Origin of the sequence: Streptomyces sp. NPDC000229, assembly GCF_040300825.1 — a bacterium.
Lineage (GTDB): Bacteria > Actinomycetota > Actinomycetes > Streptomycetales > Streptomycetaceae > Streptomyces.
Map to the genome: position 1 here is coordinate 18,991 of NZ_JBEPEL010000042.1, position 14,856 is coordinate 33,846.

Sequence of the window (14,856 nt, forward strand, 5' to 3'; positions counted from 1 at the left end):
GGGGGAACCACGGGGAAAGAACGGGGGAAGTACGGGGGAGTCGCGGGGGAACCACGGGGGAATCGCGGGGGAAGAAAAACCCGCCCGGTCTGACGGGGGACCAGACCGGGCGGGAGCTCTCAACCAGCTCTGCCGAGCTTACGGTAGGCGGACGCGACCTTGGTCAGCCAGGCGACTTCCGCGGTGAAGTTGTCCGTATCACGATCATCGAAGTCGCCGGCGTCCTTGTTGTCGTCCGGGATGGTCCCGGCGCGCTTGGCGCGAAGGGCCTGCCTGATCTGTGCCGCTTCGGTGTACGCCTGCAGGGACTCCCCGCTCATGCTGGGCCCCACCGCGCCGGCGCCGTTGGCCGTGCGGTCGATGTACGGACGCAAGTCCCGCCACCCGTCGCGTATTTCGACGACCCGGCGGTGGAGGCGGTAGTCGAGGTCGGAGACGGAAGCTCCGGGCGGCTCCAGGACGATGTCCGGGGAGGACTCGTACAGGTCCCGCCAGAGCGGGTACAGAGCGCGGTACGAGCGGTAACTGCGCGCCCAGCCCAGGAGTTTGGCGGCCCGGGTCGACCAGGAGGACATGGTCAGGCTGAGCGACAGGGTGACGATCCCCACCGCGCTGAAGACGTTGGAGGCGAGCTTCCACAGACCGATGTCGATCCCGGACGCGGCGGTGAGGATGTTGACCGTTCTGGCCACGCAGTACAGGAAGAGGATCACCGCGGCGACGGAGAGCAGCCGCAGGGCCTGGCGCAGTGAGGCCTTGTCGGTCATACGGGCGTAGGGGCCGCACTGGCGGAAGATCGTGACGCAGGGGACCGCCTGCGAGACGATGAACAGCAGCAGGTAGGTGAGGACCAGCGGCTGTCCGCTGCCGGTGTCGAAGTCCGAAGCCGGCCGGCCGGGGCCGTCCGCGACGAAGAAGAGCGCCGTCAGAAGCGCGTCGAGGACGATGCCGGTGACCAGCCAGTAGCGGGACTTCCGTGCCGCCTCCTCCTCGGCCGCCGCCCAGCGCAGCAGGATGATCTGCGCGCTGACGCAGAAGGCGACCGCCGACAGGTGCATCAGAAGGATGGCGAGATTGCCGACGCCGAGGAAGCTGCCGCTCCCCATGGCGACGGCACCCATCGTGAAGGTGAGGCACTGGAGCAGCAGCGTGATGACGAGTGTGCGGTAGGCGTTCTCCCTCCAACTGCGCCTCACCTGGCACAGCCGGTAGACGAGCGCGGCATACGACGAGAGCGCCGCAATGACGAAGCAGAGCGTTCTGATGCTGTTCACGAACCTGGTTCCCCGCGGGCGCCGCGCATCGCGGCGAACGGTCAGTCGGTGGTTTCGCCCAAGGGGACCACGAGACCGATTCCTTCGGCGGCCACGGCGATGGCGAAGTCGAAGAACGCGGACTCGTCCCGGACGCTGTCGTGGGTACGGCTGAAGACCTGGAACACCAGGAGCCCGATGAGGCTGCTCCACAGCACGATGCCGCGCTCGATGATGTCCGAGAACGGAGCCTCGGGCACGCCGCCGAAGAGCTCCACGGCCTCCGGCAGGAGCAGCGGCGGCCCGGCCACCGCCCGCCGCGGCGCGGTCAGTTCACCGGCTTCCAAGGCCGATCGCACGATGCCGGCCAGCACCGCGGGGGTGCGCGAGGCGGGCGGGACCGTGTCCTGCGGGGCGTGGTAGTCCGGAATGGGGGAGCCGTAGATCAGCGTGAACTCGGCGGTGTTGTCGAAGGACCACTGGCGCAGCGCGCGGGTGACCGCGAGGAGCCGCGCGCCCGCCGACGCGCCACCGTCCCTGGCCGCCTGATCGGCCTGCTCCATGGCGGCGCCCGACTCGTTGTACGCGTCGATGACCAACGCGGTGAGCAGGTCGTCCCGATGCGGGAAGACGGCCTCCACGTCCGTGACGGCCAGTCCGCCGGCCTGGGCGACGGCGTCCGGGGTCAGCCCTCCGGCGCCCAGTTTCACCAGCAGTTGGCGAGCGGTGGCCTTGACGGCCGCCGAGCGCCCGGCGTTCTCATCGGCGGAGTTCATTCCGGAAACATCCATGGCCAAACCGTACCTGTCAGCTACAACGGTCGGCGGTGCAATCAGGCCACCGCCCATCAGTCGGCACCTCGCCGACCGCCGGCCGCCGAACCCGGTGGCAGGCGCGGCGCGGTCGCCGAACCGCGGTCCGGGCGGGGCACCGCCGCGGGTTCGGACTTCGGAGGCGACGAGTCCGGGGGAGCGCCTGGTGCGTGCGCGGGCACGCCGTCCGGTTCAGAGGGCGACCAGGGTCGTCTCGGTCGCCTTGACGCTGGTCCAGACGGGAGTTCCGTCCGCGAGGCCGAGTTCGGCGGCGGCCTCCGGGGTGATCTCGGCGACGAGGTCCGGCGCCTGTCCGGAGGTGACGAGGACACGCAGTCGGCTTCCCGCGGCGGTGATCTCCCGGACCGTACCGGGCCACACGTTGCGAGGGCTCCCGGTCGGCTTCTCGCGGTGCAGGGCGACCGCTTCGGGCGCGAAGATCGCGAGGGCGTCGACGCCCTCGGGGAGCGGCTCGGCGACGGTCAGCGTGCCGCCATCGGCGAGCCGGATCCCTTCTGCGGTCGCGGTACCGGGCCAGGCGTTGCGGCCGAGCATGCGCGCGACCCAGGGGGAGCGGGGGTGCCGGGAGACGTCCGCGGGCGGTGCGTCCTGGATGGCGCGACCCTCGTGGAGGACGAGGACCCGGTCGGCGAGCGCGACCGCTTCGACGGGGTCGTGCGTGACGATCAGGCAGACGCCGCCGAAGGCGCCCAGGTGGGTGCGCAGGGTGTGGCGTACGTGCGCGCGGGTCGTCTGGTCGAGTGCCGCCAGCGGTTCGTCCAGCAGCAGGAGCCTGGGGCGCGCGGCGAGCGCGCGGGCGAGGGCGACGCGCTGGGCCTGGCCGCCGGAGAGCTGCGCGGGCTTGCGGTGGGCCAGGTGCCCCACACCGAGCCGGTCGAGCCACTCCTGGGCGGCGCGGCGGGCCTCCGCCCGAGGAACGCGCTGGGCCCGCAGCCCGTACGCGGTGTTGGCCAGGGCGCTCATACGGGGGAAGAGCGCGCCGTCCTGCGGGACCCAGGCGACGCCCCGGCGGTGCGGGGGCAGGGCGGTGACGTCGGTGTTGCCGAGCCGCAGCTCGGCGTGGGCGCGTGGGGTGAGTCCGAGGAGGGCCCGCAGGAGGGTCGTCTTGCCGGCGCCGTTGGGACCCACGACGGCAATGGTGGTGCCCGGTTCGGCGGCCAGGGCCAACTGGTTGAAGCCGGTCACGTCGGCGTGCAGGGACCAGCGCTCCGGTGAGGTGGCGGGCGGCGACGCGGCGAGGCCGGGCACCCCGTCCGGGGCGGCCCGGTCCACCTGGGGGCCGGGCTCGGGGGAGCGGGGGGCGGTGGGCGTGCCCGTCCAGCGGCCCCGCAGCGCGACGAGGACCAGCATGGCGATGGCGAGCAGCAGCAGCGACACCGACGTGGCGGCTTCCGGCTGTTCCTGGAGCAGCAGATACACCTGGAGCGGCAGGGTCTGGGTGGTGCCGGGAAGGTTGCCGGCGAAGGTGATGGTGGCGCCGAACTCGCCCAGCGCCCTCGCCCACGTGAGGGCGGCACCGGCGATGAGCCCGGGTGCCACCATCGGCATGGTGACGGTGAAGAACACCCGTACCGGAGAAGCACCCAGGGAGGCGGCGGTCTCCTCGTAACGGGGACGCAGTCCGGCCAGCGCGCCTTCCAGGCTGATGACGAGGAACGGCATGGCCACGAATGTCGCGGCGAGGACGGCGCCGGAGGTGTGGAACGGCAGGGTGATGCCGAAAGTGTCCTCCAGCCACGGCCCGAGCAGCCCTCGGCGCCCGAACCCGAGCAGCAGCGCCACACCCCCGACCGTCGGCGGCAGCACCATCGGCAGCAGCACGAGGGAACGTACGAACGCCTTGCCGGGAAAGCGCACCCGGGCCAGCAGCCACGCCAGCGGTACGCCCAGGACCAGGGACAGGCCGAGCGCCCAGCACGCGACCACGAGGGAGAGCCGGAAGGCCTCGACGGTGCCGGGCGTCGTGAGGTGGCCGGCGAGTTCTCCCCAGGGGGTGCGGGCGAGGATCCCGAGCAGCGGCAGCAGCAGGAAGGCGACCGCCAGCAGTGCGGGGACGGCCAGCGTGACGGGGGTGCGAGGTCCCGGCTCACGGCTGCGGCTGAGCTTCATCAAGAAATCCTCGGGCATATGGAGCGGTGAACTCGAACGACGGGGCCGCCCATCCGCCGGAAGGGCAGCCACTCACTGATCACGGCTTCTGGAATCCGGCGTCCTGAAGGATCTTCTGGGCCTTTGGCGAGGACAGCCAGGCCACGAAGGCGGCGGCGGCCTCGGTGTTCCTGGACTGCTTCAGCGTGGCGGCCGGGTACTGGGCGACGGCGTTCTGCGCGTCGGGGATGTCGACGGCGTCGACCTTGTCGGGCGCGCCGGCGGCGTCGGTCTTGTAGACGAGTCCGGCGTCGGCCTCGCCGAGCTCGACCTTGCTCAGCACGGCCCTGACGTTGGGCTCCTGGGAGACCGGCTTCACCGCGATCTTCTGGGCGTCGAGGATCTTCCTGCTGTACTTGCCGGCCGGCACCTCGGGGGCGGCGAGGACGACCTTCAGCTTCGGGTCGCCGAGGTCCTTGAGCTCGTCGACCGCACGCGGATTGCCCTCGGTGGTGGCGATGACGAGGCGGTTCCTGGCGATGACGGCCGGGGTGCCGGTCTCCGCCCTCACGCTGTCCATGCTCCTGGTGTCGGCGGTGACCAGGGCGTCCGCGGGAGCTCCCTGCCTGACCTGGGCGATCAGCTCCTGCGACCCGGCGAAGGAGAAGGTGATCCTCGTGCCCGGGTTCTCCTTCTCGTACGCCGCGCCGGCGGCCTTGAAGACGTCGGTCAGCGAGGCGGCCGCCAGGACCGTCAGATCGGCCGGGGGAGCTCCGGCGGCCGCGCCCTTGCGCTTCCTGGCCTCCCCTCCCTGGTCGGAGCCGTCATTGCCGCAGGCGGCGAGCGGAACGAGAAGGGCGGCCGTCAGGACTGCGGCGGCGGAGCGGCGTCTCGTGGGGTTCAGGGCCATGACGGTGGTGCTCCCTTGGGGACAGGTCGGCTGGATGCGTCCGAGCGGACGGTGGTGAGCCGCGCCGGTGACGGCGACGCCGCTTGTGTGCCTGAGGCCGGGTTCAGGCGCGGTCGATGTGCACGCTGGTCGACTTCACGCGGGCGGTGGCCTGCATGCCGACTTCGAGACCCAGCTCCTCCACGGCCTCCCGGGTCAGGAGCGAGACGATCCGGTGGGGTCCCGCCTGGATCTCGACCTGGGCCGCGACGTCACCGAGCTTGACGGCGGTGACGATGCCGGGAAAGGCGTTGCGGGCCGTGGTGTACGAGCCGTCCTCCTCGCCGCCGCCCCCCTGGGAGACCTCGATGGAGAAGGCGGCCAGATCCCGGCCGTCGATGAGGCGGCGACCCGCTTCGTCGCGATGGGTCGCGACCCGGCCGGCATCCGCCCAGCGGCGCGCGGTGTCGGGGCTGACGCCGAGCAGACGTGCCGCCTGTCCAATGGTGTAGGACTGCATAAGCGCCACGCTAGAGCGATAAGGCTGGCATTTGCAATGCTTCTATACGTTTACCCACGGCAGATGCCGATGGGTAGGAGGAAGCTCCCATTGACGCGGCCCCCGACCTTCCGCAGCAACTGCCCGAGGAGGGGGACGACGGGGCACACGGCGTGACGCAACGGGGTGTTGGACGCCTCGCGGTGGGTGATCCCGGGCGGTGCACCGGGAGGCACGCACCGCCCGGAGGGCTGCACGGGGTGCCGGTGAGGTGCTCGGGGCGTACCGGCGTCTTGTTGGTCGGGGCCTCTCCTGTGCCACGCGTCCGTACGGAGCGTTAGGGTCCGCCGACTCGAGGTAATCGGCCGGGATGGCCGGGGTGCGGTGCTCGCACGCCGGCTCGGCCCCACGGGCCGCGTCTCCATCGGTGCCGGCTCTGCGCCGGCCACACCGGGGACCGCGCGCCGCGCTCGCCCAGGCCCGCACCGCGCTGCGGGTCGCCGAGGACGGCTCGGAAGACGTGACCGTGCGCGGTCCCGACGACCTCACCTCGCACATCCTGTGGCTGCTGTGTCCCTTCCGCGGTCGGCGTCGCAGGAACGAGGCGAAGGTGGCGACGCGACCCTCCGCAGCCGGGTCGTTGACGGGAGCATCGGGCGGTCGCCGGCCGCGATCGCCCGCACACATGGGTGAGGCGCGGGATGCCGCCGCCGGTGAGAGGCGCCCTCCGGGAACGGGGGTGCCCGCCTCGGCCGCGTGGGGGGAAACGGCCGAGGCGGAGTCAGATGATGCGAGGGCGTACGAGCCGGGCTGCCGCCGCCGCGTTGTGCATGGCGAGTTCCGCCGTGTCCCCTTCCGCCAGCACGGACCCGACGCTGCCACGCCAGTCGGTGATCGAGTCGACGGTTTGCCCGGGGACGCGCGCCGAGTGGAGCCGGGGCGAGCCGGGGTGGCCGGTCAGGAGGTGCTCTCCTTCGAAGCCGTCGAACACTCCGGTGCGGTCGGCGATGAGGTGGACCTCCGACATGCCGCGCACCGGGACCAGCGGGGCGTCGAACAGCGCGGGCCGGTTGCCGAGGGCCATGTCGACGAACGCGGCGTGGATGTCGGCGTCGAAGGCCCCGCAGAGCAGTTCGCCGATCAGCCCGCCGCCCATGCGGGGGTTGATCTCGACGATCTCGAACCCGTCGTCGGTGACGATGAACTCGGTGTGGGAGAAGCCGCGGTGGCCGATCCCGTCCAGGACGGCCGACACCCAGGCGCTCAGCTCCTCCCGACGCGGTGCGGGAAGGGCGACGGGGAACGCCTCACCCTCCTCGCGGAAGTACGGCAGGGGGGACAGCAGCCGGCTGCTGACTCCCAGGAGTCGTGTCTCACCGTCCCAGCTCAGGGTTTCGGCGCTGTAGAGCGGCCCGGTGAAGTACGGCTCGGCGGTGAGGGCGCCGCCCCTGAGGCGGCCGTTGCGGGCGGCGCCGAGGATGCCGGGGACGTCGTCGGGGCCGTAGGCGATCCACACGCCCTCGCTCCCGGTGCCGGACACGTCCTTCAGTACGGCCGGGTAGCTCAGGGTGCCGCTCACGGCCGCGGCATCCGGGGCGAACGGGTCGACGGTCACCTGGGAGGCGCGCGACAGGCCGGCGCCGTGCAGGTGGCGGCGCAGCGCGGCCTTGTCCCGCGCGAGCCGTACGGCGTCGGCGTTCTGGGAGGGCAGCCCCAGCTCGGCCGCGACCTCCAGGGCCACCCGACTGCCCACGTCGGTGGTGCTGATGAGCCCGGCCAGGCCGTGGATCGTACGCAGTTGCTTGGCCACGCGTGTGGCGTCCGAGGTGTCGACGTCGTGGACGACGAGGTGCCCCGGGGGGATGCGGCGCAGCTCGGAGGCGTATTCGGTGCGGTCGGCGGTCAGCAGGTGGAGTGTCAGGCCGCGCCGGTGGGCGGCCTCGGTCATCCTGGCGAGGCCGAAGGTGAGCCATTCGAGAGCTGCGACGTGCACGCCGGTATCTCCGATCGTTGGCCGGGCTGGGGAGTGCGGCCAGTGTGTTCCGTCGACGGACCGGAGCTGAAGGGCTGTCCGGGGGCAGGAAGCTGCAACGCAGGAAGCTGTGGGGGATGTTGTTGCAGGGTGCCGCGGCCGCGCCGGCGGTTGCGGACGGTCTTCCGGAACATCTTCAGGACGGTTGAATACGCAGGCCAGAGCGGGAGCCATGGCTGAAGCGGAACCTTCGTCCCAGACCCCTCGCTGATCCAACTCGTTGACAGTCGCTTGGCCGGGGTGCTTTCGTGGCGGCCTGCTTCGGGCACCGTCTTCGAGGTTTTCGTGTGCGCCCCGGACTCCGGTCCGCGTCCGTCGGGCGGGCGGCCGCCGCACTGGTGGCCCGCGCCCCTGCCGTGTCGGGGCGCCTCCCACCGGAGCCAGGAAAAATCGCGATCGCGAACCTTGCCGTCCGAGGCTCCGCCCCATCGCATGCGGGACCGCCCCCGGCCTTCCGCCCGGGACGTCCTCGACACGGCGCCGCCACGCCTCCAAGGCACCCACACCTCCACCACCGCCCCGCCAGTCCGGGCCAGGACAGGCCGAAGGAGTACCGGATGCGCACCACGACGACACCCCGACCGCCCCAGGAGAAGACCTCCCACCCACGGGAGTCGGAGGTACGCAGCTACTCCCGCAAGTTCCCCGCCGTCTTCGCCCGGGGTCGCGGGTCCTTCCTCTACGACGAGGACGGCCGGGAGTACCTGGACTTCTTCTGCGGATCAGGAGCCCTCAACTACGGTCACAACCCGCCCGCCCTCAAGGCGCGCCTGCTCGACCACATCGCGGCGGACGGCCTGACCCACGGGCTGGACCTCTTAACGGTCGCGAAGAGGGAGTTCCTGGACGCCCTGCATGACACGGTCCTCGCCCCCCGCGGCCTGGACCACCGTGTGCAGTTCTGCGGGCCGACCGGCACCAATGCGGTGGAAGCGGCCCTCAAGCTCGCACGCAAGGCCACCGGCCGCCGCGGCACGGTCTCGTTCTACGGGGGCTTCCACGGTGTCTCCGCCGGGTCGCTGGCCGTGACCGGGAATCTGGAGGTCCGCGCATCGCTGGGCCTGGACCCGCACGGCACCGTCTTCGTGCCGTACCCGGAGGGCCCGACCGGAAGCTTCGACACGCTGGCGTACCTGGAGCGGATGGTCGCGGACAGCGCCAGCGGCAACCCGCCGCCGGCGGCCGTCATCCTGGAGACCGTCCAGTCCGACGGCGGTGTCTACTGCGCGCCACCGGAATTCCTCCGCGGCCTCAGGGACTTCACGCGTCGCCACGGGATCGTGCTGATCGTGGACGACATCTTCGCCGGTTGCGGGCGCACCGGGGAGTTCTTCAGCTTCGAAGAGGCCGGCATCACCCCGGACCTCGTCACCCTGTCGAAGTCCATCAGTGGTTACGGACTTCCCATGGCGCTGCTGCTCATCGCCCCCGAGCTGGACGTCTGGGCTCCCGGCGAGCACAGCGGGACCTTCCGCGGCAACCAACTGGCGTTCGTGACGGCCACGGCCGCCCTCGGCCACTGGAGCGACCCGGACTTCCTGGAGCGGCTGACCGCGAACGCGGGCACCCTCGCACGGTTCGCCGCCCGGGTCACCGCCGAGCACGGCCTGCCGGTGCGCGGCCGGGGCCTGGTCGCCGGGGTCGACACGGGCGACCCCGAGCGTGCCCGGCGTATCCAGCAGCGGTGCTTCCAGGACGGCTTGGTGGTGGAGCGCTGCGGCCGGGCCGACGAGGTCCTGCGTGTACTGCCGCCGCTCACCATCGATGAGGAGGATCTCGCCCGGGGCCTCGCGGTCATCACCGCCGCGATCTCGGCCACCGAGGCAACCGCACCTGGTTCCGAAGGGGTTGGCCATGCTGCGCACGTCGCCTGAGCTGCTGACCCCCGGGGGCGGTCGGCGGACCACCGTGCCGGGCACGGTCCCGGCGTACCGCAGCGGGGTCTGCAACGGCACCCTGGGGGAGCTGTACCAGGGGCCGCACTGGGAGGCGGGCGTCCCTCACATCGCCGTCGTCTCCCTGCCCGTCGACAAGTTCAGCTGGTGCCATTTCACCGCCGGCCCGGACGGCACCGGCTTCGACGGCTCCGCCCTGGACGCGCGGCCGAAGGCCGGTCGGGCCGTGGAGCTGTTCCTGGACCACTACGGCCTGACGATGCCGACCGGACGGCTGGCGTTCCACAGCGAACTCCCCGTCGGCAAGGGCATGGCCAGTTCAACCGCCGACATCGTCGCCGCCCTGCGCTGCCTCTTCCGCCTGTTCGCCCTGCCCTACGACCAGGACGCCGTCACCGGCATCCTCGGCCGGATAGAACGCGCCGACAGCGTCTTCCTCGACGAGTTCGCCCTCTACCTGAGCGCCGGCCAGAGGATCGTACGGCCGCTCGGCGCCACGGTGGGCCTGCACGCCTGCTACATCGCCGAGGAGGGAACCGTCGACACGGAGGCGGCCGGTCCCGCGCTGCTGGCGCACTACAGCCGTCACCGCGGCGCCTACCGGGAGTGCCTCGACGGTCTCCTCACGGCCTTCGGCCGGAACGACGCCGCCGCGGTCGCGGCCGCCGCCACCCGCAGCGCCACGCTCTCCCAGGGCGTCCTCCCCAAGCGGACCTTCGACGTCCTGCTCGACCACCGCGCGCGGCTCGGGGCCGACGGGCTGTTCGTGGCCCACACCGGCACGGTCGTCGGATACCTCTTCCAGCGGCGCCCCGACCAGCGGACGCGCGCCGAACTCTCCGAGTTCTTCCTGAGTCTGGGCCACCAGTGCCACTTCTCTCACGTGGGGTGGGGACATGTATGACCACATCGCCGACGCGGTGAAGCTGCCGGACCTGGTCCGGCTCGAAGGCAACCTCGTCGTCGCACGGTTCGAGACCATGAAGGTGTACTCGGCGCTGGCGGCCGTCGAGCACCTGCTCCGCACCGGCCGGGTCCGGCCCGGTGACACCCTGATGGACTCGTCCAGCGGCACCTACGCCGCCTCGCTGGCCCTGGCCTGTCACAAGTACGGCATGAAGTGCCACATCGTCTGCTCCACCAAGGTCGACCCGTCGGTCGTGGTGCAGCTCGAACTGCTCGGGGCCGTGGTGGACCAGGTGGCCATCCCGCCCGGCCCGCTGGTCGACAAGATGGACCTCGAGGTGCGTCTCGCGCGCGTCCACCAGCTCCTCGCGGAGCGGGACGACATCCACTGGATGCAGCAGTACCACGAGGACTACCACTACCTGGGCTACCGCGACTGCGCCCGGCTCATCCACCAGCAGTGCGGCGACGGCCCGCTGACGCTCGTCGGCGGGGTGGGGTCGGGCGCCTCCACCGGGGCGCTCACCACCTACCTGCGCGACCTTCGGGGCGACACCGACCTCATCGGCGTACAGCCCTTCGAGAGCGTCACCTTCGGCAGCGACCCCGTCGAGGACCCGGTGGCGAGCATCTCGGGAATCGGCAGCCCCGTCCCGTTCAGGAACGTGCGGCACGCCCTGTACGACCGGGTCCACTGGATCGCGCACGAGCAGGCGATCGCCGCCACCGTCGCGCTGTACCGCGAGCACGGGGTGTTCGCCGGGATGTCGTCCGGCTGCACCTATCTGGCCGCAGCGTGGGAGGCCCGGCTCAACCCGCACCGCCAGTACGTCTTCATCGCGGCCGACACCGGCCACCGCTACATGGACAGCGTCTACCGCAAGCACGCCTCCGTCACGCCCGTCACCGGTCTCGAACCGAAGGTGATCGACGACCTGGGCGACCTCTCCCTGCCGTGGTCGGCCATGGACTGGCACCGCCGCCCGTTCGCGACGACCCCGGACGAGTGTCCCGGTGACGGGCCCGCCTACGATGGACGGCTCACGCGATCATGACAGGAGGGCCTCATGCCGGTGACGGACCGCCGTGTCGTCGTCGTCACCGGGGGCGGGACGGGCATCGGGGCGGCGACCGCCCGGTTGCTGCGGTCGACGGGGCACCACGTGGTCGTCTCGGGGCGGCGGCCCGAACCGCTGGAGCGCGTCGCCGAGGAGACCGGCGCCCTGGCCCATCCGGCCGACGTCGGTGACCCCGACGCGGTCCAGGGGCTGGTGGACGCCGCCGTGGCCGCGTACGGCCGGCTGGACGGGCTGGTGCTCAACGCGGGCATCGGACGCGGCGGCGGGGTCGGGGAACTGTCCGTCGAGGACTGGGAGACCGTGATGCGCACCAACGTCACGGGCCCCTTCCTCCTGCTCCGTGCCGCGCTGCCGCACCTGCTTCAGGCGCGGGGCTCGGTCGTCGCCGTCGCCTCGGTGTCCGCGCTGCGCAACGGTATGGGCAACGCCGCGTACGCCACATCCAAGGCCGCCCTGCTCCAGTTGTGCCGCTCCCTGGCCGTGGACTACGGCGGCCGCGGGCTGCGGGCCAACACCGTGTGCCCGAGCTGGGTGCGCACCGACATGGCGGACCGGCGGATGGCACGGTTCGCCGACGAGGCCGGCCTGGGGTCCGGGGGGCCCGCGGCGGACGGCGTCGAGACGGCCTACGAGACGGCGACCCGTCTCTGCCCGGCGGGCCGCCCGGGTGAGCCGCGCGAGGTGGCGGAGGCCATCACCTGGCTCCTCTCCCCGGCCGCCTCGCTGGTCAACGGGGCGGTGCTGACGGTCGACGGTGGGGTGACGGCCGTCGATCCGGGCACGGTCGCCTTCGACTTCCGCGTCGAGCCGCGTGACGGCCGGTGAGGGACGAAAGACGTACGGAGACGCATGGCGAGAAGGGGCCGCGTGCGGTGGCGGCGTGACACGTGCGGTGACGGGATGCATACGGTGACGGCTCGTCAACCTCGGCGGGCAATTGTATGGTTGTCGCGCTCGCACTCGTACGCATCAGCGAAGGGGTCCGACGAGATGTGTTCCCCATGCGGAAGGAACGGACGAGCATGAGCGGAGCACGGTCCAAGCGCTCGGGTCCGGCGTGCGAACGGAAGATCGACGAGCGGCTCACCACCCTGATCACGGCCGTCTACCCCGACGAGCGGCGCCGGCCGGGCTACACGAAGCTGGCCCAGGAGATCCGGGAGGTGACCGGGCGGGCCATTTCCGGCACCTACCTGTGGGAACTGGCCACGGGCAAGAAGTCGAATGTGACGCTCGACCACCTGGAAGCGCTCGCCGAGTTCTTCGGCGTGCCGGTGGAGTACTTCGTCAACGACGGTGTGGCCCGGAAGGTCAACGCCCAGTTGGCGCTCGCCTCCGCCCTCGGTGACGCCCAGGTGCGCAACCTGGCCCTGCGGGCGAACGGTCTTTCCCCCGCCAGCCTCGACGCCCTGCTGACGATGGTGGACGAGGTCCGGCGGCTTCAGGGCCTGACGCCCACCGACGGAACGGAGCCCGCGTCGCCACCCGGCCGCACGGCCGGAGCGGGGCCGCAGGGCGCACAACACTGACGACGACGACGCAGTCACCGCCGGAAAAGGAACGTGGGGGCACACCGCATGCCGGCCAGGTACGTCAAACTCCGTCGCCGCTGTGAGGCTTTGCTCGAAGAGCTCGATCCGCCGCGCCCGTTCTCCCTCGACGCCCTCTGCGGGAGTCTGGAGACCCTGCGGGGCCGCCCCCTCCACCTCCATCCGCTGCCGCTGCACGCCGCGACGGCCGGGGTGTGCGGTCTGTGGCTGGCCACCAGCGCGGCCGACCACATCTTCTTCGAGCAGCAGACGACGCGCTCCCACCAGGAGCACATCGTGCTGCACGAGATCGGTCACCTGCTGTTCGACCACCACCCCGTCCGCTCGGACGACTTCGGTGGCCTTGGCGCCCTGCTGTCCGACCTGAGCCCCCGTCTGATCGAGCGCCTCCTGGGCCGTACGGACTACACCACGCGGGAGGAACAGGAGGCGGAGATGTTCGCCAGCGTCCTGCGCACCTGGCAGGGCCGCTTCGGTGGCGCGGACCCGGCGGGGGCCACCGGTGCGGCGAACACGCTGGAAGCCGCGCTGGGAGTCGGAACGACGCGTGATCGCTGACTGGGCCGCCGTGGGGCAGCGACTGGAGATCCTCGCGGTCGTCGTCCTGTGGACCGTTGTGGTGCTGCGGGCCCCCGCGACGATCCGGGTGCCCCGGCAGCGCGCGCTGTGGCTGGCGGTGGCGACCGCGGCGGCGGCCATGACGCTGAGCGTGCTGAGCGGCCTTCTCGCCCGCCGGGCGGGGGACTCGCTCCACGGCCTGAGCCTCACGACGAATCTCCTCGGGGTCGTCTCGGCGAGCGCCGTGCTGGACTTCGTGGTCACGGGGACCGGCAGCCGCCGCAGGTACCGGCACGCGTTGTACTGCACGACGGTCGTGGCCATCGGAGCCCTGGTCGTGCTGGACCGGATCGCGCCCCCGCACTCGGCTCACACCATCCGCGGCCCGGACGACCACGTCCCCGGCCTCGCCTACTGGACCGTCCTGATCGGCGCCCATCTGACGGCCGACGCCGTGTGCGCGGTGGTGTGCCGGCGCTACGGCCACGAAAGCGACAGCCGACTGGCGCGGGCCACGGTGTACCTCTTCGGGATGGGTACCGCGTTCGCCGGCGTGTTCTGGCTGGGGAAGAGCGTCCGGCTGGTGGTTCCGGCCGACTGGACCGCCGCGGTCCTGCCCTACTGCATGGTCCTCCACGCGCTGCTGAGAGCGGCGGCCATCGCGGTGCCGCTGATCGCCGCCGCCCGGGAGACGGCCGGCCGCGTCGCGACCATCTGGCGGCTGTGGCCGCTGTGGTCCGACCTCACGGCGCTCGTCCCCCACGTGGTGCTGGTCCACCGCCGCTCGCGGCTGGCGGAACTGCTGCGGCCACAGGGGCCGTTCAGCCTGCTCGAGTACCGCAAGCTCATCGAGATCCGTGACGCCCTGCTGGTCCTGCAGCCCTACTGCCGGCCGTCGGTGCCCGGCCGGGCACGGGAGTACCTGCGGTCGGTCCGGACGCCGGGCGTCAGCACCGAGGCGGCCGTGCTGGCGTGCGTCCTGCACCAGGCTCGCCGGGCCATGCTGGAAGGCGCGCCGCCGCGGCCGCCGTCGGCGAGCTCGAGCGACTTCCGCACCGCGGACCTGCACGAGGAGACGTCCTTCCTCGTGCAGGTGGCCACCGCGTACGCGTCACCGGCCGTGCGGCAGTTCGAGGTGTGACGGCGCCGTGGGCGCCGCACGTCGCGCCGGCACCGGCGAGCCCCCTTTTCTCGGCCTTACCTCGTAAAGATCACGCAATTCTCGGCGGAGCGATGGCGGCCGTCCGCCACGAAGGACAAGATCCCATTCTGCG

General features: G+C 71.8%; 13 protein-coding genes. 7 read left to right on the top strand and 6 right to left on the bottom strand.

What is annotated here, in order from left to right:
• Window positions 1–119: 119 nt before the first annotated feature.
• The 6 genes from ABT360_RS20750 to ABT360_RS20775 form a co-directional block, all read right to left on the bottom strand.
• Complete coding sequence (locus ABT360_RS20750) at window positions 120–1,274, bottom strand: MAB_1171c family putative transporter (protein ID WP_351818313.1); 1,155 nt, start codon at window positions 1,272–1,274, stop codon at window positions 120–122.
• Window positions 1,275–1,315: 41 nt separating this feature from the next.
• Window positions 1,316–2,044: a TetR-like C-terminal domain-containing protein gene (locus ABT360_RS20755; protein WP_351818316.1), complete on the bottom strand. Its 729-nt coding sequence runs from the start codon at window positions 2,042–2,044 to the stop codon at window positions 1,316–1,318.
• A gap of 213 nt (window positions 2,045–2,257) precedes the next feature.
• A complete protein-coding gene (locus ABT360_RS20760; protein ID WP_351818319.1) occupies window positions 2,258–4,195 on the bottom strand; it encodes an ABC transporter permease in 1,938 nt (645 codons plus the stop codon).
• Window positions 4,196–4,274: 79 nt separating this feature from the next.
• On the bottom strand, window positions 4,275–5,084 hold the full coding sequence (gene modA / locus ABT360_RS20765) for a molybdate ABC transporter substrate-binding protein (protein WP_351818322.1): 810 nt from the start codon (window positions 5,082–5,084) through the stop codon (window positions 4,275–4,277).
• A gap of 103 nt (window positions 5,085–5,187) precedes the next feature.
• The gene (locus ABT360_RS20770; protein WP_351818325.1) at window positions 5,188–5,583 is read right to left on the bottom strand and encodes a TOBE domain-containing protein; all 396 of its coding nucleotides are present in this window, start codon (window positions 5,581–5,583) and stop codon (window positions 5,188–5,190) included.
• A 760-nt stretch (window positions 5,584–6,343) separates the two neighbouring features.
• Window positions 6,344–7,555, bottom strand: a complete 1,212-nt coding sequence (locus ABT360_RS20775) for an ATP-grasp domain-containing protein (protein WP_351818328.1) — start codon at window positions 7,553–7,555, stop codon at window positions 6,344–6,346.
• A 596-nt stretch (window positions 7,556–8,151) separates the two neighbouring features.
• Here ABT360_RS20775 and ABT360_RS20780 point away from each other — a divergent pair.
• The 7 genes from ABT360_RS20780 to ABT360_RS20810 all read left to right on the top strand — a co-directional run bounded on the left by ABT360_RS20780 (window position 8,152) and on the right by ABT360_RS20810 (window position 14,723).
• On the top strand, window positions 8,152–9,468 hold the full coding sequence (locus ABT360_RS20780; RefSeq protein ID WP_351818331.1) for an aspartate aminotransferase family protein: 1,317 nt from the start codon (window positions 8,152–8,154) through the stop codon (window positions 9,466–9,468).
• Window positions 9,449–10,393, top strand: coding sequence for a GHMP family kinase ATP-binding protein (locus ABT360_RS20785; RefSeq protein ID WP_351818334.1), 945 nt, complete (start codon window positions 9,449–9,451; stop codon window positions 10,391–10,393). The genes ABT360_RS20780 and ABT360_RS20785 overlap by 20 nt, the downstream gene beginning before the upstream one ends.
• The gene (locus tag ABT360_RS20790; RefSeq protein WP_351818337.1) at window positions 10,386–11,450 is read left to right on the top strand and encodes a pyridoxal-phosphate dependent enzyme; all 1,065 of its coding nucleotides are present in this window, start codon (window positions 10,386–10,388) and stop codon (window positions 11,448–11,450) included. The genes ABT360_RS20785 and ABT360_RS20790 overlap by 8 nt, the downstream gene beginning before the upstream one ends.
• 18 nt (window positions 11,451–11,468) lie before the next feature.
• Window positions 11,469–12,299 (top strand): SDR family NAD(P)-dependent oxidoreductase, encoded by an 831-nt coding sequence (locus ABT360_RS20795; protein WP_351818408.1) that lies wholly within the window; start codon window positions 11,469–11,471, stop codon window positions 12,297–12,299.
• 197 nt (window positions 12,300–12,496) lie between these two features.
• The gene (locus tag ABT360_RS20800) at window positions 12,497–13,003 is read left to right on the top strand and encodes a helix-turn-helix transcriptional regulator (protein WP_351818340.1); all 507 of its coding nucleotides are present in this window, start codon (window positions 12,497–12,499) and stop codon (window positions 13,001–13,003) included.
• Between the two features lie 90 nt (window positions 13,004–13,093).
• A complete protein-coding gene (locus ABT360_RS20805; RefSeq protein ID WP_351818343.1) occupies window positions 13,094–13,582 on the top strand; it encodes a hypothetical protein in 489 nt (162 codons plus the stop codon).
• The gene (locus tag ABT360_RS20810) at window positions 13,572–14,723 is read left to right on the top strand and encodes an MAB_1171c family putative transporter (protein ID WP_351818346.1); all 1,152 of its coding nucleotides are present in this window, start codon (window positions 13,572–13,574) and stop codon (window positions 14,721–14,723) included. Before ABT360_RS20805 ends, ABT360_RS20810 begins: the two co-directional genes overlap by 11 nt.
• Window positions 14,724–14,856 lie beyond the last annotated feature (133 nt).